The organism is Cyanobacterium sp. T60_A2020_053, assembly GCA_015272165.1.
In the GTDB taxonomy this organism is placed as follows: domain Bacteria; phylum Cyanobacteriota; class Cyanobacteriia; order Cyanobacteriales; family Cyanobacteriaceae; genus Cyanobacterium.
On the sequence record JACYMF010000023.1, the window covers coordinates 18854 to 36247 of the forward strand.

Annotated in this window: 20 protein-coding genes and 1 tRNA gene; 8 read left to right on the forward strand and 13 right to left on the reverse strand. The window is 35.9% G+C overall.

What is annotated here, in order from left to right; translation table 11 throughout:
* Nucleotides 1–187: 187 nt before the first annotated feature.
* A complete protein-coding gene (locus tag IGQ45_03745) occupies nucleotides 188–1471 on the forward strand; it encodes a serine hydroxymethyltransferase (protein ID MBF2056340.1) in 1284 nt (427 codons plus the stop codon).
* A gap of 53 nt (nucleotides 1472–1524) precedes the next feature.
* On the opposite strand, the gene IGQ45_03750 is transcribed toward IGQ45_03745, so the two are convergent.
* The 3 genes from IGQ45_03750 to IGQ45_03760 form a co-directional block, all read right to left on the reverse strand.
* Nucleotides 1525–2583, reverse strand: coding sequence for a phosphotransacetylase family protein (locus IGQ45_03750; GenBank protein MBF2056341.1), 1059 nt, complete (start codon nucleotides 2581–2583; stop codon nucleotides 1525–1527).
* Between the two features lie 141 nt (nucleotides 2584–2724).
* Complete coding sequence (gene hisB / locus IGQ45_03755; protein ID MBF2056342.1) at nucleotides 2725–3363, reverse strand: imidazoleglycerol-phosphate dehydratase HisB; 639 nt, start codon at nucleotides 3361–3363, stop codon at nucleotides 2725–2727.
* Between the two features lie 166 nt (nucleotides 3364–3529).
* Nucleotides 3530–3670, reverse strand: coding sequence for a DUF2256 domain-containing protein (locus tag IGQ45_03760; protein ID MBF2056343.1), 141 nt, complete (start codon nucleotides 3668–3670; stop codon nucleotides 3530–3532).
* A 58-nt stretch (nucleotides 3671–3728) separates the two neighbouring features.
* On the opposite strand from IGQ45_03760, the gene IGQ45_03765 reads away from it, so the two are divergent.
* Nucleotides 3729–3813: transfer RNA gene (locus tag IGQ45_03765), tRNA-Ser, on the forward strand.
* 286 nt (nucleotides 3814–4099) lie between these two features.
* The gene (gene glpX / locus IGQ45_03770; GenBank protein ID MBF2056344.1) at nucleotides 4100–5137 is read left to right on the forward strand and encodes a class II fructose-bisphosphatase; all 1038 of its coding nucleotides are present in this window, start codon (nucleotides 4100–4102) and stop codon (nucleotides 5135–5137) included.
* A gap of 58 nt (nucleotides 5138–5195) precedes the next feature.
* Here the strand turns inward: glpX and IGQ45_03775 are convergent, their stop codons facing one another.
* The 4 genes from IGQ45_03775 to clpS form a co-directional block, all read right to left on the reverse strand.
* Nucleotides 5196–5528 (reverse strand): hypothetical protein, encoded by a 333-nt coding sequence (locus IGQ45_03775; GenBank protein ID MBF2056345.1) that lies wholly within the window; start codon nucleotides 5526–5528, stop codon nucleotides 5196–5198.
* Between the two features lie 257 nt (nucleotides 5529–5785).
* Nucleotides 5786–6175, reverse strand: coding sequence for an MgtC/SapB family protein (locus tag IGQ45_03780; protein ID MBF2056346.1), 390 nt, complete (start codon nucleotides 6173–6175; stop codon nucleotides 5786–5788).
* Nucleotides 6175–7002: a CPBP family intramembrane metalloprotease gene (locus tag IGQ45_03785; protein MBF2056347.1), complete on the reverse strand. Its 828-nt coding sequence runs from the start codon at nucleotides 7000–7002 to the stop codon at nucleotides 6175–6177. The genes IGQ45_03780 and IGQ45_03785 overlap by 1 nt, the downstream gene beginning before the upstream one ends.
* A gap of 109 nt (nucleotides 7003–7111) precedes the next feature.
* Nucleotides 7112–7402 carry an ATP-dependent Clp protease adapter ClpS gene (gene clpS, locus IGQ45_03790; GenBank protein MBF2056348.1) on the reverse strand — a complete coding sequence of 97 codons (291 nt, stop codon included), beginning with the start codon at nucleotides 7400–7402 and terminating at the stop codon, nucleotides 7112–7114.
* Nucleotides 7403–7668: 266 nt separating this feature from the next.
* Between clpS and IGQ45_03795 the strand changes: the two genes are divergently transcribed.
* On the forward strand, nucleotides 7669–7989 hold the full coding sequence (locus IGQ45_03795; GenBank protein MBF2056349.1) for an STAS domain-containing protein: 321 nt from the start codon (nucleotides 7669–7671) through the stop codon (nucleotides 7987–7989).
* A 629-nt stretch (nucleotides 7990–8618) separates the two neighbouring features.
* On the opposite strand, the gene IGQ45_03800 is transcribed toward IGQ45_03795, so the two are convergent.
* The 3 genes from IGQ45_03800 to IGQ45_03810 form a co-directional block, all read right to left on the reverse strand.
* Nucleotides 8619–9821 carry a tyrosine--tRNA ligase gene (locus tag IGQ45_03800; protein ID MBF2056350.1) on the reverse strand — a complete coding sequence of 401 codons (1203 nt, stop codon included), beginning with the start codon at nucleotides 9819–9821 and terminating at the stop codon, nucleotides 8619–8621.
* 77 nt (nucleotides 9822–9898) lie between these two features.
* The gene (locus tag IGQ45_03805; GenBank protein ID MBF2056351.1) at nucleotides 9899–10891 is read right to left on the reverse strand and encodes a DUF262 domain-containing protein; all 993 of its coding nucleotides are present in this window, start codon (nucleotides 10889–10891) and stop codon (nucleotides 9899–9901) included.
* Nucleotides 10872–11504, reverse strand: a complete 633-nt coding sequence (locus IGQ45_03810) for a hypothetical protein (GenBank protein MBF2056352.1) — start codon at nucleotides 11502–11504, stop codon at nucleotides 10872–10874. The genes IGQ45_03805 and IGQ45_03810 overlap by 20 nt, the downstream gene beginning before the upstream one ends.
* A 553-nt stretch (nucleotides 11505–12057) precedes the next feature.
* Between IGQ45_03810 and IGQ45_03815 the strand changes: the two genes are divergently transcribed.
* The 4 genes from IGQ45_03815 (at nucleotide 12058) to IGQ45_03830 (ending at nucleotide 16472) form a co-directional block, all read left to right on the forward strand.
* Entirely contained in the window at nucleotides 12058–14781 is a 2724-nt protein-coding gene (locus tag IGQ45_03815) for a phycobilisome rod-core linker polypeptide (protein ID MBF2056353.1), read from the forward strand.
* Between the two features lie 387 nt (nucleotides 14782–15168).
* Nucleotides 15169–15678, forward strand: a complete 510-nt coding sequence (locus IGQ45_03820) for a hypothetical protein (GenBank protein ID MBF2056354.1) — start codon at nucleotides 15169–15171, stop codon at nucleotides 15676–15678.
* 118 nt (nucleotides 15679–15796) lie between these two features.
* Nucleotides 15797–16027, forward strand: a complete 231-nt coding sequence (locus IGQ45_03825) for a hypothetical protein (protein MBF2056355.1) — start codon at nucleotides 15797–15799, stop codon at nucleotides 16025–16027.
* Between the two features lie 187 nt (nucleotides 16028–16214).
* Nucleotides 16215–16472: a hypothetical protein gene (locus tag IGQ45_03830; GenBank protein ID MBF2056356.1), complete on the forward strand. Its 258-nt coding sequence runs from the start codon at nucleotides 16215–16217 to the stop codon at nucleotides 16470–16472.
* Between the two features lie 49 nt (nucleotides 16473–16521).
* Here the strand turns inward: IGQ45_03830 and IGQ45_03835 are convergent, their stop codons facing one another.
* The 3 genes from IGQ45_03835 to IGQ45_03845 all read right to left on the reverse strand — a co-directional run bounded on the left by IGQ45_03835 (nucleotide 16522) and on the right by IGQ45_03845 (nucleotide 17211).
* Nucleotides 16522–16701 (reverse strand): type II toxin-antitoxin system HicA family toxin, encoded by a 180-nt coding sequence (locus tag IGQ45_03835; protein MBF2056357.1) that lies wholly within the window; start codon nucleotides 16699–16701, stop codon nucleotides 16522–16524.
* Entirely contained in the window at nucleotides 16701–16889 is a 189-nt protein-coding gene (locus IGQ45_03840) for a type II toxin-antitoxin system HicB family antitoxin (protein ID MBF2056358.1), read from the reverse strand. The genes IGQ45_03835 and IGQ45_03840 overlap by 1 nt, the downstream gene beginning before the upstream one ends.
* Nucleotides 16890–17010: 121 nt before the next feature.
* Complete coding sequence (locus IGQ45_03845) at nucleotides 17011–17211, reverse strand: DUF2283 domain-containing protein (GenBank protein ID MBF2056359.1); 201 nt, start codon at nucleotides 17209–17211, stop codon at nucleotides 17011–17013.
* Nucleotides 17212–17394 lie beyond the last annotated feature (183 nt).

Genomic DNA, 17394 nt, shown 5'->3' on the forward strand with positions numbered 1-17394 from the left:
AAATACAAGCGCCCTCAACTTATCTTTTTTCTCTAAAAATTACCTCTTTCTTCCATTCCAATCAAAAATTCTAAACTCTACATTCTACATTCTAAATTCTACATTCTAAATTCTACATTCCCTTCATAATTCATAACTGAGGTAATATAGAGAAAGTGTTCCCATAGAGAAGTATAAGTATAATAAAGTGAGCAAAACTAACCTAACATATTTAGCCGATACAGACCCAGCCATAGCGGAAATTATCGCCAACGAGTTACAACGCCAAAGAAGTCACTTAGAATTAATTGCTAGTGAAAATTTTACATCCCCAGCAGTAATGGCAGCGCAGGGTTCAGTATTAACCAACAAATACGCCGAAGGATTACCCGGTAAACGTTATTATGGTGGTTGTAAATTTGTCGATCAAGCAGAAGATTTAGCCATTGACAGAGCAAAACAGTTATTTGGTGCTGAAATGGCTAACGTGCAACCTCACTCTGGCGCTCAAGCTAATTTTGCTGTGTTTTTAACCCTACTCAATCCGGGTGACAAAATCATGGGGATGGATTTATCCCATGGTGGACATTTAACCCACGGCTCACCAGTTAACGTATCGGGTAAATGGTTTGAAGTATGTCAGTATGGCGTTAGTAAAGAAACTGAGCGCTTAGATTATGATGAAATTAGAGAATTAGCCCTGAAAGAGCGCCCGAAACTCATCATTTGCGGTTATTCTGCTTATCCTCGCATCATTGATTTTGCCAAATTCCGCGCTATCGCTGACGAGGTGGGCTCTTATTTGTTAGCTGATATTGCCCATATTGCTGGATTGGTTGCCAGTGGTCATCATCCTAACCCTGTGCCATACTGTGATGTAGTCACCACTACCACCCATAAAACGTTAAGAGGTCCTCGTGGTGGTTTAATTTTAACCCGTGATGCAGAATTAGGTAAAAAATTAAATAAAGCTGTTTTCCCCGGCACTCAGGGCGGACCTTTAGAACACGTTATCGCTGGTAAAGCGGTGGCTTTTGGGGAGGCTTTAAAACCCGAATTTAAGGAATATTGTGGACAGGTAATCGCTAATTCACGGGCGCTGGGTTCTCAATTAGTCGAGAGAGGCTTTAAATTAGTCTCTGGTGGCAGTGATAATCATCTCAATTTAGTGGATTTACGTTCTATCGGTATGACTGGTAAAGTAGCGGATCAACTTTTAGGACAAACTCACATTACAGCGAACAAAAATACTGTACCTTTTGACCCTGAGTCTCCTTTCGTCACCAGTGGCTTGAGATTAGGTTCTCCTGCTGAAACTACCAGAGGTTTAACAGAAGCGGAATTTACTGAAGTTGCTAATATTATCGCTGATCGTCTTCTCAATCCTGATGATTCTGCGGTGAAAGCTGATTGTATTAAACGGGTAGGGGCGCTGTGTAGTCAATTCCCCCTCTATCCTCATCTTAATATCCCTGTTCCAGCTTTTGCTTAATTCTTAATGGGTGATGATTGAATGTGGTGGAGGGCGCCCTCCACCATAATAAATTAGTTGAGTTTTGCCAATAATTGATCAAGATCGAAATGTTCCTTAATCAACTGTTGTACACAATTCACTTTAATACTTTCCTGTAAACGCACAGTGCCAAAAGCTCGATCCACAATCTCCACAGTGGTTAAAGTATCAAAATCTACCGTTAAAATAGGAATTTCCAAATCTTCCGCCCTTGCTAAAATTAACTGTTGAGGGGGAATATGCCCCGTTAAAATTAGGCAATTAGTGGAACTTTCCAATGCCGCTAACTGTAAATCAGTGCGATCACCTCCCGTTACTACTGCCATATTTTGTCGTTGGCGGAAATATTCTAAAGCCGAGTTAACATTCATAGCGCCCACCGTCAAACTTTCCACCATCAAATCAAGACGATCACTACGACATAATACTTTTGCCTTCAACTGTGCTACCAGTTCTCTAACACTAACACTTTGTAAAAGTCGATCAGTGGGTAACATTCCCAAAACTTCCACGCCACGACTAGCTAAAAATGGTTTAATGACATTAGTCATGGTGTCTAATTGTTGATGGGGAATACTATTAATTAATACTCCCGACAGGCGCGCGCCAAAAATGCCCTTAGCTTCAAGAATTTGGTCGATAATTAAAAGAGGATCGTATTTGACTACTAATAATACTTGAGCATCGAGCTTTTCGGCCACGGAGGGCGCTGAAAGATTAAACAAATTACCCTGAGAAAGATTCCCAGCGCCCTCCACCAATACCAAATCAGCCTCCATAGATTGACAATAGTCCACCACATCAATATCATCAAGGGGATAATGAAGGAAATCAGTGATGGTTTTTTCGTTTAAAAACAGTAAAGGAGACTTAATTTGTTGGGGAGACAACTCTAAAATTTCACTAATAAATTGTAAATCTTGTTCATCTTGTAAACGATCATCTACATTAAAACAAGTTCCAAGGGGTTTTGCATACCCCAACTTAATTCCCCTCTGTTTTAACTGATGGGCGATACCAACAATAGTCGCAGTTTTACCCGTATAAGGTTGACTTGACACTACTAATAAAAATTTTTTTTGTTTAGTCATAGTAATTTAATAATGAAATATAGGAAAGACAGGATTCTAAACCCCTTGTTAAATATTAGTTTAATTTGATAACCACTATACTCAAGCAATATATAGTCTCTATAAATTTTGGTAATATTTTCTCCCTTTCTCCCCTTCTTTTTACAATACCCCTTTAGAACTTGGAATTTCATTCAAACGACGAGGATCAAATTCTAGCGCCATCCTTAGCGCCCGTGCAAAAGCCTTAAAAGTAGCCTCAATAATATGATGAGAATTAATGCCATCCAACTGACGAATATGGAGAGTAATGTGGGCATGATTTACCACCGCCACAAAAAACTCTCTCACTAACTGAGTATCATAAGTGCCAACTCTTTGGGTAGGAATTTCTAAACCATAACTGAGGTGAGGGCGCCCGGAAAAATCAAGGACAACCTCCACCAAAGCCTCATCAAGAGGAGCAATAAAATGACCAAAACGATTAATTCCCTTGCGATCGCCTATAGCTTGACTCAGCGCCCTCCCCAAAGTAATACCCACATCCTCATTAGTATGATGATCGTCAATTTCAATATCACCCACTGCTTGAATATTGAGGTCTAATAAACCATGGGATGATAATTGATGTAGCATATGGTCAAGAAAAGGAACACCAGTATTAACCTGACATTTACCTTGACCATCAAGATTAACCTCTACTTGAATATCAGTTTCTTTAGTCTGACGGCTAATGGAAGCAGTACGAGGAGGCATAACGACTAAATCTAGTTTATCAGCAGTGGCGAGAGTAGTGGACATTGATTAAATAATAAAAATAACTTTACAATAAAGCCATAAATAATTACGACTGAATATACATCCATCATAATGGAAAATTGACAATGGATAATTGATAATTGCCAAAAAGAGCAAGAGGCAAAGGAATTTATTAATTCATAACTCATAATTCATAATTCATAACTCCTTAACTCCGACGGCGACATCTTTCGGAACAATATTTCACCTCATCCCAACAATTAGCCCATTTCTTGCGCCATGTAAACGATAATCCGCACACAGGACAGATTTTAGTGGGAAAGTCTGATTTTTTACGTTGTTTTGCCATAGATTTTTTTGAGAAAATTTTACTTTATCTGTTATAATATGTACTCATGCAATCTTGAGGAAAGGTGGCAGAGTGGTCGATCGCGCTCGACTTGAAATCGAGTGACTGGCAACAGTCCGTGGGTTCAAATCCCACCCTTTCCGTTTTTTTCAATATTCCTAATTCTCAAATTCTAACCGACTTTTAGTATGGTATAAAATCTGAAGAAATTTTTTTAATCAAAAATAATCAAAACTTGATAATTGTCAATTTGCCTTCACTACACCACTTTTTCAGCGCCTCCTATTTATTACTTAAAACCCAGCGCCCGTCACCGCAGAAAAGTTTTTTTAGCACTGATCCCTCACTCTGATAGACTTTAATCTTGATGACTTTTGTTAAATCATTTATAGAAAATTACATTTAATTATCTCTGGAGGATAAATTATGATCGAAAGCACTATTGGCTTAGAGATTATCGAAGTAGTAGAAAAAGCCGCCCTCGCTAGTTCTAAATGGATGGGTAAAGGGGAAAAAAATATCGCTGACGAAGTAGCGGTAGAAGCTATGCGCGAAAGAATGAATCAAATCAAAATGCGCGGCAGAATCGTTATCGGGGAAGGAGAAAGAGATGATGCACCCATGCTTTATATTGGGGAAGAAGTCGGTATTTGTACTCGTGCCGATGCTAGTGATTTCTGTAACCTTGAAGAATTGATCGAAATTGATATTGCTGTTGATCCTTGTGAAGGTACTAACTTAGTAGCTTATGGTCAAAATGGTTCTATGGCAGTATTAGCAATTTCCGAAAAAGGCGGACTTTTTGCAGCACCCGACTTTTACATGAAAAAATTAGCAGCTCCCCCGGCCGCTAAAGGAAAAGTTGATATTAACAAATCCGCTACTGAAAACTTAAAAATCCTCGCTGAATGCTTAAATCGTAGCATCGAAGAATTAGTCGTCGTAGTCATGGATCGTGATCGCCACGATGATTTAATCAAAGAAATCCGTGAAGCTGGAGCCAGAGTACGCTTAATTAGCGATGGTGACGTATCCGCAGCCCTATCTTGTGCCTTTAGTGGAACTAATATTCATGCTTTAATGGGTATTGGTGCAGCACCTGAGGGAGTTATCTCCGCCGCTGCTATGCGCTGTTTAGGTGGTCACTTTCAAGGACAATTAATTTATGATCCTGCTATTGTTAAAACTGGTTTAATCGGTGAAAGTAAAGAAAGTAACCTCGCTCGTTTAGCGGAAATGGGTATTACTGACCCTGATAAAGTCTATGATGTCCATGAATTAGCATCTGGTGAAACTGTCTTATTTGCTGCCTGTGGTATTACCCCCGGTACATTGATGGAGGGAGTGCGCTTCTTCCACGGTGGCGCCCGTACCCAAAGTTTGGTTATTTCTAGCCAATCTTCCACTGCTCGTTTTGTCGATACAGTACATATGTTCGATCAGCCTCAGGTAATTCAGTTAAAATAATTATTTACCCTCTCCCCAACCCCTCTCCCCGTGGGCGAGGGGCTTTTTTTTGCGAAGATTAATCTAAGTAACCCATTAATAAGAAAACATTATCAATTTGATTAGACGCTACAGGACGATTACCCATAACGTTATATTGGTCACTAATCACTAAAGTACCAGCACTAATCGGTCTTGAACCAGAAAGCACTAACGTACTTTTCACCATTAAATCAGATTTGGTGATCGGGCGCACTGAGCCTACAGATTTATAAGTACTGACTATCTCTAATTTGCTAGGTTCAATGGGTCGATTATTATGGAATAAACTCGAAGGGGTAGCCACTTTTAAAGCTGAACTTTCTTGATTTTCTTCTTGGTTATGTTCTTGATTTTCCCAATTTTCGGTCATAAATTTTACTCCTTAAGTAATTTTTTTCTATTAAACTAATATTAGTTATTCATTGTACAACGTTATCTGAGCTTTATTTGTAGATATGTTTTATAATATTTGTCATAGGTGAGGGGCTCTAAAAAAGTATTTTGGTGAGGGGAGGTGGCAGGTTTCAGTTGTCAGGTGTCAGGTGAAATGCTTATAAATTAAAGACCTTCTCCTTTTTTTACCTTAATGAAAATACTTTTTCAGACCTCTCCATGTAGTAAAAAACCTTAACTTTTAGGGAAAGATAACCTCATCAATTTTAATAACAATAGAGAAAGAAAAAGCATATTAAAAGCAATACGCCACAAGCCAAAAGCACAAGCCAAACCTAAACCTGATGAAATCCAAATCTCTACAGCGCCCGTCAAACCTTTTGCATTATTTCCCTCTTTAACAATCAAACCTCCACCAATAAATCCTACACCTTGAATAATACCAGTCATTACTCTTGCTTGTTCCATGATGCTGATTTCTTGAACAATTAAAATAAAACCACAGGAAGCGAGAGCCACTAAACCATGGGTTTTCACACCTCCCGGCTTGTTGCTTAACTCCCTTTCCAAACCGAGAAGACTGCCTAAAATAAGGGCAAGAAATAGTTTAATAAAAACTAACATTAAAATAACTTTCTTTTTTTAGCTATTAGAGAAAAAGTACCAAGAAATAATAAGCCCATTAATCCAGCAATAGGATTTTGATTAATGCCCGTTATCCATGATGGCACTACTTCCGTATAAGTTAACATTTGCCCCACATTTAACACATAATAACCCCACACAAAACCACCATGTAAACCGATGGAAATACCTAATAAATTATGATGATTTTTTTTACTCCAGACTAATAATAATCCTAAGATAAATAAAGCAGGAAAAGTAACTAAACCTCTAATCATTTCCGCTAAAGGTTTCAGAAAATGGGCAATGGCAAATAATAAAGCATTGATAAAATTGGATTGTTTTTCACTAAAATCTTTTTCTAATTCATTTAATAACCAACCTCGAAAAAATAGTTCTTCCGCCAAAGCGATGAGGAGGGCGCTGGTTAAACCTTCCAATAGTAGTGGTATAAAGAGCTGATTGGGAGCTTTGAACACTACCCAACCGAAAAGATATTCCACGACAAATAATAACCAGGTGATAGTAAAACTAATCAATAAACCACCACTTAAATCTAGTAAATTGCGCTTACTAAAAACTAAACCATAAGTTCTAAATATTTTTTGATTTTCGTAAACATAGTTGCCCCAAAATTTAACTAAAAATAGAAAAATTATAAATAATAATCCCATTGTTAAAATAGTTGTTAAATTTGGGTCTTTTTGCTGTAAAAATAGATAAATAGGAATAGCAAAAGGCAGCCAAATAAATAGCAAGGTAGAGAAAAAAATCCCTAACCTTGCTAAAATAGGATAAGAATGAAGATTTTTAACGAATGAATTAATAATAAAAATTACTCCTCAAAAAAATATTTTTTACCTTCGATGAAATAATCAAAATTTGTGCCTTTTCTACATTAGTTGTAAAAAACTAATAATCAATAAAATCTGCCCCTTATTCAGCTGGTTCAATGGTACAAGTTAAACCCTGACTTTTTATACTTTCGCAATAAAATTCAGCGTGTTCTAATGCACAAGTTGTGACTAAACCAACACCATTATTATGGGCTTCCATCATCACACTAACGGCTTGAGGTTCACTTAAAGAAACGGTGGTCATGAGAACCTGTACTACATATTCCATGGAATTGTAACTATCATTATGCAACAAAACCCTATAACCGGGGTCATGTTTGCGATTAACATTAGACTTAGTGTCAGGTTTATTAAGAACTTGAGTTGACATGAAAAAATTGACCTCCTAAACTTTACTGGTGTTATAAAAAAATATTTTTGGCTGTAGATAGTCCAATTTAATTTTTATTATAACCAAGATGATTCTTTATGGGTTAGTATGCCGAATTAATTGTCGAGAAAGCGAATGGGGAAGGGAGAAGAATTTACAGACAATAGGTTTTAACCCCTTGTTAAGTTTAAGATTTTTCAGTTGAAACAAGATGCAGTTTCTGGGTTAAAATAGCAGTGATTTGTTTCAGTTACCATAAATAATTCATGCTACCTCAAGTAAAAGTATTAAAACCAGAAGGAATATTCGATGGCTTGAAAGCTAATGATTTTCGCCAACAAATTAATCAATTAATTAGTGAAGGAGTAATATATATTTTAATTGATTTTAAAAAAGTTACTTTTATGGATAGTTCTGGTTTGGGGGGATTGGTGCAGGGTTTAAAAACTATTAGATCAGCTAATGGTAGATTATTTATTATGTCTTTAAATGAGCAAATTAATATGTTATTTGACCTCACAAATATGGGTCAAGTTTTTGAGATTGTTGAGGATAAGTCTGAATTGGAAACGAAATTAAGAAATTAATTGGGAGTTGCTGAAAAAGTGCAATCGTGAGGGGAGGTGTCAGGTTTCGGGTGTCAGGCGAAATGTTTATAAATTAAAGACTTTAGCCAAATAGTTATTTTTCATACATTATTCATTTGTATCAATAATTTTGATTGGGATGAAAAAAATAGAGTATTTTTAGAGAAAAAAGTCAATTTATGACACTTTTTGTTATGTAGAATAGACTTTAAACCTTTATTTGACAAGAGTTTTGATTTATTCAGCAACCGCTAATTAGTTACAAATAGATTATCTCTTCGCACTTTACCCACCGTGTAATGAATTACACGGAACCAACAGTTTTTCGTTCAATAAATTGAACTATAGCAGTCCTAAATCATTTATGAGAAATTTAACGATAAAGAAGGTTATCGTACAATCTACCAAATAAGGGGTTTAAACCCCTTATTATCAAAATTTAATTGTTGATAATCTCACAACTCAGATAGGATTGCTATAAGATATTGATATTACTAATTTGTAAGTTATCAAACGAACTTGATATTAGATGTTGATATTATTTTTTAGGAAGCTATGATTATGCTAAAGCCTTTAATTTATTAACCTTTTTACTATCCACTTCCCACTACCCACTTCCCTTTTAACTACTACATTAAACGAATAAACTTTTTCTTACCAACTTGTAAAATTTGATTAGTTAAATCAGCGCCCTTCACCACGGTAAAATCAGGATCAGTAATACGTTCTCCTGATAATCTTACACTACCCCCCTGAATTTGTCTTCTACCCTCACCGCTACTCTTAACTAAACCAGAAGCATTGAGAATATAAAACAATTTGGCAGGAAATTCGATGCTGTCAAGGCTAAACTCTGGTACAGCTTCAGCATTCGCCATATTTTGCTGTGTTACTAAGTCTAACGCCGTTTTTTGAGCAATGTCGGCATTTTCACGCCCGTGATACTGTGCCACCACTTCCACCGCTAACATTTTTTGTGCTTCTCTGGGGTTTTCAGGAATGGCAGATAATGGTAAATCAGTGAGTAATTCAAAATAGTTTTTCAGCAGATTATCAGGAGTTTTTTCTAACTTAGAGTACATAGACAAAGCATCTTCTTTCAAGCCTACATAATTATTAAGAGACTTAGACATTTTTTGCTCCCCATCTGTACCAATTAAAATGGGTAATAGTAAGCCAAATTGAGGTTTTAAGCCGAAGTATTTTTGTAAATCACGCCCCACGGCAATATTAAATTTTTGGTCAGTGCCACCTAATTCTACATCAGCTTTCACCGCCACCGAGTCATAACCCTGCATCAAAGGATAAAGAAATTCATGGAGATAAATGGGGGTTTCCTGTTGGTAACGATTGTTAAAACCCTCTTTAGCTAACATTTGTTGCACTGTCATGGTTGCCAATAACTCTTGAATTTTAGCGAAATCTAAACCCGATAACCATTCTGAGTTGTAGCGAATTTCGAGACGATTAGGGGTATCAAAATCTAAAATTGGTCTTAATTGATTCAAATAGGTTTCAGCGTTTTCCTTAACTTCTGCTGAGGTTAACTGTTTTCTTACCTTATCCTTTCCCGTGGGATCGCCAATTTGGGCAGTAAAATCACCGATAATAACCACAGCAGTATGTCCTTGATCTTGAAAAGCTCTCAGTTTGCGAAAAGGGATACTATGCCCGAGGTGGAGGGCGCTACCGGTAGGATCGATGCCTAATTTAATACGCAATGGGCGCGCGCACAATTTTTCTAAGTTTTCTGTAATATTATTTGATTCTGGCTGGTGGGGGAAAATTTCGCTATTACCTCGATATAGCCAATCAAAATTAGAATCAGTCATTTAAGTTAATGTGATATTGATAATTATTTATTTTACCTTGATTGGTGATTCTCAATAAATGGTGGAGGGCGCTGAGGCTATTGAAGATAAATATATTTATTAAAAATCTCACCCCTTCTCACTCTAGCGGTTCTATTATTAGTTCCCGCATACATATAATTATAATACTCCCCAAACTCATTATTTTCATGTTTATTGTCGATAATATTTTTTTCTAACCTTGTCAATTTCTCAGCTAAGTCTTCCGGTATATTTCCCTTATGTTTAGCTATTTCAACCACCAACGTAAAAAAATTAGATTTGCGGTACCAAATTGAATCTTTAGGAAGTTTTAACTCTTGAATAACAGCAAAGGTATTGATTAATAGAGTTTTTATATTACTTTGATTTTTATATTCATCATTAAATTGCATAATGTAGGTTTCGAGTTCTTTATCTTTTGAAAAATAACCTCCTTCTTCTAAAGTTGACATCACCAACATAATAAAGTGTAAGTCTGCCATGCGTGTAAATTCCGATTTATAAAAAACAGGAAATTTACTTAAATCAATATTATCTAAAATATTCTTAGCTGTTTGTATAAATTCACCATCATAAATAGCATTATGAATTTCTACATCTTCTAATTTAAACTTGGTTAAATTAATTCTTTTAAATACTTCTCTAATATCTTGTTCATCTACTTGTCCTATATCTCTTACTACCATTTGATAAGATAAAAATTTACGTTTTTCTTCTTCTGTTAAATTTTGATATTTTCGTATTTTTTTAAAGGTTTTTTCATGGTCACCATCAATATATCTTTTGATAGTTGTTAATCTTTGTTGTCCATCGATTACATATTCAATAGTTCGTAATTTTTGAATATCAATTTCTCCTTGACAAACATAAATTTCAGGGAAAGGATACCCTTTTAATATAGTATCGATAAATTGCTCTTGATGATCATGAGTCCAAACAAATTTGCGTTGAAAATCTGGCTTTAGCCTTAATTTACCACTTTCTATATTTTGATAAATATCAGCGATAGTTGGATTAGTTACTGATGTTTTAATCTGTTGTGTTAACATTTTTATTCCTAATTTGTTGAGTGTTTATAATTTGCTTTAATGAACTAATTGTATATTTTTCATAATGAGAATAACTTTTAAATATTCCGGCTGAAACTTTATAATCGCCAACTTCTGATTTACCATAAGAGATTGATTTAAAAAAATCAAACCATTCTTGTTTCAATATCTCAACATTAAAAGATAATGGTAATTTATCGGGACGAATCCAACCGATAGCCGTATATTCAAGAAAAGAATGATATTGGCGTAATTCATTTAAGGTTATATTCTGTCTCGCCTTTCTTAATTCCATTTGATAGTAATAAATTGGTTCTAACATTGTTTCATACAGTTGAGATGAAACAATGGCAATATCTATATCAGAATCATAGTCAAATAGTTTTTGCTTATAGGGGCTAAATCCTAATTTAGCCGAACCAGTAATATAAATTTCATAAAAAGCGATATTAAATTGATTTGAAATTTTTTTCCTAAATTCATAATATTCATCTTCCTGATTATTGAATATATACGGTGTGCCATGAATTAAATATTTACGACCAAAATCTATTATTTCTTCTTCACTATCAAGATAAATTAATCTGTTTAAAAATGTATCTAAATTGTTCATTTAGGTAAAAGAGTAAGTAAGAAGATGATAAAAGTCAACAAGATGAAGAATACGACCATTGAGTAATAATACGGCTTTTAAATAGGGTCTGCTGAATAAATCAAAACCCCTGTCAAATAAAGGTTTAAAGTCTATTCTACATAACAAAAAGTGTCATAAATTGACTTTTTTCTCTAAAAAATCTGTATTTATGGTATCCGAATCAAAAATAATTGATACACAACAGCAATTTATAGAAAATAATTATTATGGCAAAATCTTTGATATATAAGCATTCTAACCTTTGCCCTTTGCCCTTCACCTCACGATTGCACTTTTTCAGTGCCCCCTAAATAGTTTGGCGAAATTAATGATAGTTTTTATTTTACTCAAACCCGACTTAACAAAGTGATCAGCGCCCTCCACTGTTACCTCCCTTCCCCGTTAACAACTATCCCCGAATAAGATATATTTTTGAAACAAAACTTAATAATAGTCCTAAGGAAACCCAAAAAGATTTAATCTAATAGGGAATGAATCGATTAAAAACAAGACTTTAAAATAAAAAGAATCAATGACTATAAGAGCAAGTGGCGGTAGTTCTTTAGCTAAACCGCAATTATATCAAACTGTAGCCGTATCAACGATTATTCAAGCTGAACAGCAAGATCGTTTCCCCGATCAAGGGGAATTAGGCGAATTAAAAACCTACTTCGAGTCAGGCTTAAAAAGATTAGCCATTGCTGGAATTATTAGCGATAATGCCGAGTTAATCGTTTCCCGTGCCGCTAATCGTATTTTTACCGGCGGTTCGCCCATGGCGTTTTTTGAAAAACCCCCCATCGATGAACCCCAAATGGCGTTGATGGGTTCATTACAAGGAAATACCCCTTCTGATATTCGTGCCGAACAAATGGCAACTCAAACTTTTATCGAAAATAAAAGCGAAGGTGGCAATTTCTTTACTAACCTATTTTCTTCCTTTTCTTCCCCTAGCATCGGTAAAATTCCTGCTAATTTTCGTCCTATCAATGTATCTCGTTATGGTCCTAGTAATATGACCAAATCTTTACGGGATATGTCTTGGTTCTTGCGTTATGTGGGTTATGCCATCGTCGCTGGCGATCCTAATATTTTAGTAGTAAACACCAGAGGTTTAAGGGAAGTATTAGAGAATGCTTGTTCTATTGATGCTACTGTGGTGGCATTATTGGACATGAAAGCATCCTGTATCGGTTATGTGAAATCAGACCCCGAAGCGAAGGAAATTATTACCGAATACTTCGATATTTTGATGGGGGAATTACAAGCGCCCACCCCCTCAAACAAAGTACGTCAGCGCCCTTCCAGTGACTTACAAGGGTTAGAATTACCTCAAAGTTATTTTAATGGTGCAGAGCGTCGTCCTAAATTTGTCATGAAAACGGGACTTTCTACCACCGAGAAAAATTCTGTAGTTAAGGCGGCTTATCGTCAAGTATTTGAAAGAGATATTAGTCGCGCTTACTCTCAATCCATTTCTAACTTAGAATCTCAGGTTAAAAATGGCGATATTTCCATGAAGGAATTTGTCCGCCGTTTAGCAAAATCCCCTCTCTATCGTAAGCAATTTTTCGAGCCTTTCATCAACTCCCGTGCCTTAGAATTGGCATTCCGTCATATTCTCGGTCGTGGTCCTTCCTCCCGTGAAGAAGTACAAAAATACTTTTCTATTGTTTCTAATGGTGGGTTAAATGCCTTAATTGATGCTTTAGTGGATTCTCAGGAATATGCCGACTACTTCGGAGAAGAAACTGTACCATATTTGCGCGGTTTAGGGGTAGAAGCCCAAGAATGTCGTAACTGGGGGATGCAACAAGATTTATTTAACTACAGCGCGCCCTTCCGTAAAGTACCGCAATTTGTGACTACTTTTGCCAAATATGATCGCCCCTTACCAGATCAACACGTTTACGGTACTGGAAACGATCCCCTTGAAATTCAATTTGGAGCGATTTTCCCCAAAGAAACTCGTAATCCTAGTAGCGCCCCAGCGCCCTTCAGCAAAGACACCAAGCGGATTTTAATTCACCGTGGCGCTGGTATCAAAAACCAAAACAGCAATCCCAAAGCCAGAGGAGAATTCCCCGGTTCATTGGGGGCGAAAGTCGTGCGCTTAAATAACGAGTTGCCGGGCGCTAGTAATGGTTTCGGAGTCAAATTTTCTGAAAGTTCCACCCAAACGGTGATTCTTGCTACTTATCGTCAAGTATTCGGACGTGATGTCTATGAAGGACAAAGATTAAAAGTAGCGGAAATCAAACTGGAAAACGGTGAAATTAGCCTCAGAGAATTTATCAGAATGTTGGCTAAATCAGAGCTTTTCCTCAAAACTTACTGGACTCCTTTTTATGTCTGTAAAGCCATTGAATACATCCATCGCCGTCTTTTAGGTCGTCCTACCTACGGCAGAAGCGAAATGAATCCTTACTTTGATTTAGCATCGAAAAAAGGTTTTTATGCCCTTGTGGATGCCATGATCGACAGTGTGGAGTATAGTGAAGCCTTTGGGGAGGATACTGTACCTTATGAACGTTATGTAACCCCTGCCGGTTTACAAATGCGTAACGCGCGCGTGGGTAGCATCAGAGAGGATATTGGTCAAAGGGTTGATAAGGAAGTGACTCCTCGTTTCATTGAATTAGGTCAAGTGTCTGGTTTCCGCACTGAGCCTGATATTAACAGCCGTGTTAAGCAAGGGGTAACGGTACAACGTCAACAAACGAAAGTATTTAAACTGACTAATAATATTGACAAGGTAGCGGTCAAAAATGCGGTGCGCGCTGCTTATCGTCAAATTTTCGAGCGTGATGTTGAGCCTTATGTTATCAATGCTAATTTTACCAATTTAGAAAGTAAACTTGGTAACGGTGAAATCAGCGTTAAGGAATTTATTGAGGCTTTAGGTTGTTCTGATTTATACCTCAAGGAATTTTATGCGCCTTATCCTAATACTAAGGTAATTGAGTTAGGAACTAAGCATTTCTTAGGGCGCGCGCCGATGAATCAAAAAGAAATCCAGCACTATAACCGCATTTTAGCAAGTCAAGGTATCCGTGCCTTTATCACTGCTTTAGTGGGTAGTATGGAATATTCTCAGGTATTTGGTGAGGATACTGTGCCTTATCGCCGTTATCCTACTTTACCGGCGGCGAATTTCCCCAACACTGAAAGACTTTATAACAAGTTAACCAAGCAGGATAATGAGGTGGTTGTACCTAGTTTTGTCCCTGCGGTGGAGGGCGCTTCGATTAATTAATTTCATTTCTTTGATTTTATAAGTGTGTGGGGTGGGCGCTGTCCACCCTACTTTTTTGATTTGCTAAGATATGTCAATAAGTTTAGAGTAAAAGACAACTATTTTTTCACAATAATTTATTTGATTATGTCAAACAATTAGGAATCAAATGAAAAAGATAATGATGAAACCTCTTTGAGCGTAAATCTTTTAAGAAGTTTAAATAGTTGCACAAAAAAACAGTAAAAACTTTAATTGAGAAAGAAGAATTGGGTATTTCCGTTGATAGGATTTTGTTGAAATAATTGGAAATGAACTATAGTACAAGGTCTGTAAGTTAGGTAGAAGTATCAAACCGAACATTTCTTAAATTGTATATAATACACTTCTGGTAATCTGAGATTAAATTTGAGAATAAAAATAAAAATCAAGGAAATAAATAAAGCTTGCTCCTACTGCTACAAGAGAGATTATCTAATATTCAACGATGAAAAAAGAACTGACTTCCCAATTGCATTGTTGAGGTGGATTTGGCGCGATCGAGAATTCTCCGGACAAGAAGAGTATCTTGATAAACTAAGAGCCCTAGACATTAATTCGCTAAAAGGATCATTGAGTAATAGCGAGGAAAAGTACATCTCTATGCTTAAATTGAGTAATGATTGGGAAGTTGAGGAGATAATGCCGTACGGTAGGGGTTTCACTCTAAATCATTCAAGCCATTATGGTAGGACTTTGAGAACTTTAACTTATTGGTTCAAGGCAAATTTGCGTGCTGATAGAGATGATCACGGAGGATTAATTTTAAAGAAGGGTGAAGAAATCACTGCATCTGTATATTTAGCAGATGGATGGTTCTGTGAGAAAAAGTGTCAACTCGTAATCGATTTTGTGGAGCTGATCGAACCTTTCAATTAAATAAAGACTTTAGCTCTTGTTTTTGGAATGATGTTATAAGTATTGAGTATGAAGAAATTACAATTCAAGCTACAATACCAAGGCAAGAATTCATAGGAATTAGAGGAATTAGATAGCAATGAGTAAACCTTTTTACAGAAATAAAATTACAGGCAATTACGGTGTTCTTGAGGGATTAGTAATATCAAATCAAGCAGGTATGGGAAGTTCTTCTCTGCATCAACTGAGGCTTGTGAAAGCTGTTGGTGGAATGGTTGAGCCAAGTGATAAGCAAGAAAGTGTCGTTGCTGAAAATCTGGTTGAAGTTTCACGAGAGGAAGTTGAAAAGGCTCTGTTGCCTTTTAATTAAGTTTGTAGGGGTTGAATAATATTCAACCCATTAAGGCTTTAGTTATTCGGTGATATTATAAGTATGTGGAGGGCTCTGTTCATGTGGATTTGTTGGGTTGCACTTCGTTTAACCCAACCTACTTATTATTGGTTAAAATAAGTTTAGAGTAAAAGATAATTATTGTGAAAAAGTAATTTATTTGATTATGGCAAACAATCAGGAATCAAATGAGAAAGATTATGAAATTGATCGTAAATTGAGAAGTTTAAATCGGCGAGTTGAGCGTTTAGAAGATACTCAAGTAACGAGTAGAGAGTTAAATAGAGGATTTGAACAAGTTTACGCAGAAATAGATCATCTTGAGGATAAAATTGATTATTTTCAATCGGAATTTGACAAGTTTAGAGATGAGATTAATCAAAAACTAGACACCATTTTAAAACATATTACTGGAATTAATTGATTTGGATTGGTTGGAGGGTGCTAACTTTACCCCAACCGAAAACAGTGCTTTAATTGTCAGTCAAATCTTTAATTATTTTCTTGGCTAATCTTTCATTTATTTCCCTATGTCTTGGAATTGGCTGAGAAATTCCCGTGTCGGGATTTTGGTAAATATCATGTTTTCCCCCATGACGAATAAAAACACAGCCATGTTTTTCGATAATATCAATTAAATCTTTTCGTTTCATTAGATTTCTAATAATGCCACTTTTTTAATACCGGGAATAAAATTTTCAGAAAAATTTTTATATAAATCTTTAAGATGTTCTTCTAAATCCTTTAATGTTTCTCCTTGTGTCCAATGATCTGGATATTCATTTAAGTAACCTAAATATTTCCCATCATTTTCTTTCCAGAATGTATATTCTATTTTCATAGACTTTACTACAATTAATTTTTATTAATGATTATTATATCTCAAAATCCAATTAATTTAAGGGTGGAGGGCGCTGGTTGGGGTGGAGGGCGCTTCGTTTAACCCAACTTACTTTTGATTATTAAACTTGTGAGAAAATCTGCGATTGAGATTGCAAATTGGCAATTTTTTTAGAAGCGTTCAAAATCTCAATACCGATGACATTACCTTCTTTGTCATAATCTAAGATTACTCCTTCACTGACAGTGTCACTTTCCTCAATTATGGTATCTCCCCAATTAATTCTTAACACATCAACATCATGATCATATTTAGCTTTCATTTCTGAATCTCCGATATTTATTTAGTTTACTGGTAAAATATACTGTCACAACTTTATTTGGTTGTACTAAATCGTTGGCGTTGCATTATTGCGGGATGATATGCAATTTTCTGATAGGTTGAAACAATTGTAATATTAAAGGCGATGACCTTTTTAAAATAAGTGACAATCTCTCATAAACTT

Bases quoted from the DNA above. Each gene is read 5' to 3' on its own strand.
- IGQ45_03750 (MBF2056341.1), bottom strand. From the start codon at position 2,583: ATGACTAAACAAAAAAAATTTTTATTAGTAGTGTCAAGTCAACCTTAT.
- hisB (MBF2056342.1), bottom strand. From the start codon at position 3,363: ATGTCCACTACTCTCGCCACTGCTGATAAACTAGATTTAGTCGTTATG.
- IGQ45_03760 (MBF2056343.1), bottom strand. From the start codon at position 3,670: ATGGCAAAACAACGTAAAAAATCAGACTTTCCCACTAAAATCTGTCCT.
- IGQ45_03775 (MBF2056345.1), bottom strand. From the start codon at position 5,528: ATGACCGAAAATTGGGAAAATCAAGAACATAACCAAGAAGAAAATCAA.
- IGQ45_03780 (MBF2056346.1), bottom strand. From the start codon at position 6,175: ATGTTAGTTTTTATTAAACTATTTCTTGCCCTTATTTTAGGCAGTCTT.
- clpS (MBF2056348.1), bottom strand. From the start codon at position 7,402: ATGTCAACTCAAGTTCTTAATAAACCTGACACTAAGTCTAATGTTAAT.
- IGQ45_03795 (MBF2056349.1), top strand. From the start codon at position 7,669: ATGCTACCTCAAGTAAAAGTATTAAAACCAGAAGGAATATTCGATGGC.
- IGQ45_03800 (MBF2056350.1), bottom strand. From the start codon at position 9,821: ATGACTGATTCTAATTTTGATTGGCTATATCGAGGTAATAGCGAAATT.
- IGQ45_03805 (MBF2056351.1), bottom strand. From the start codon at position 10,891: ATGTTAACACAACAGATTAAAACATCAGTAACTAATCCAACTATCGCT.
- IGQ45_03810 (MBF2056352.1), bottom strand. From the start codon at position 11,504: ATGAACAATTTAGATACATTTTTAAACAGATTAATTTATCTTGATAGT.
- IGQ45_03815 (MBF2056353.1), top strand. From the start codon at position 12,058: ATGACTATAAGAGCAAGTGGCGGTAGTTCTTTAGCTAAACCGCAATTA.
- IGQ45_03825 (MBF2056355.1), top strand. From the start codon at position 15,797: ATGAGTAAACCTTTTTACAGAAATAAAATTACAGGCAATTACGGTGTT.
- IGQ45_03830 (MBF2056356.1), top strand. From the start codon at position 16,215: ATGGCAAACAATCAGGAATCAAATGAGAAAGATTATGAAATTGATCGT.
- IGQ45_03835 (MBF2056357.1), bottom strand. From the start codon at position 16,701: ATGAAACGAAAAGATTTAATTGATATTATCGAAAAACATGGCTGTGTT.
- IGQ45_03840 (MBF2056358.1), bottom strand. From the start codon at position 16,889: ATGAAAATAGAATATACATTCTGGAAAGAAAATGATGGGAAATATTTA.
- IGQ45_03845 (MBF2056359.1), bottom strand. From the start codon at position 17,211: ATGAAAGCTAAATATGATCATGATGTTGATGTGTTAAGAATTAATTGG.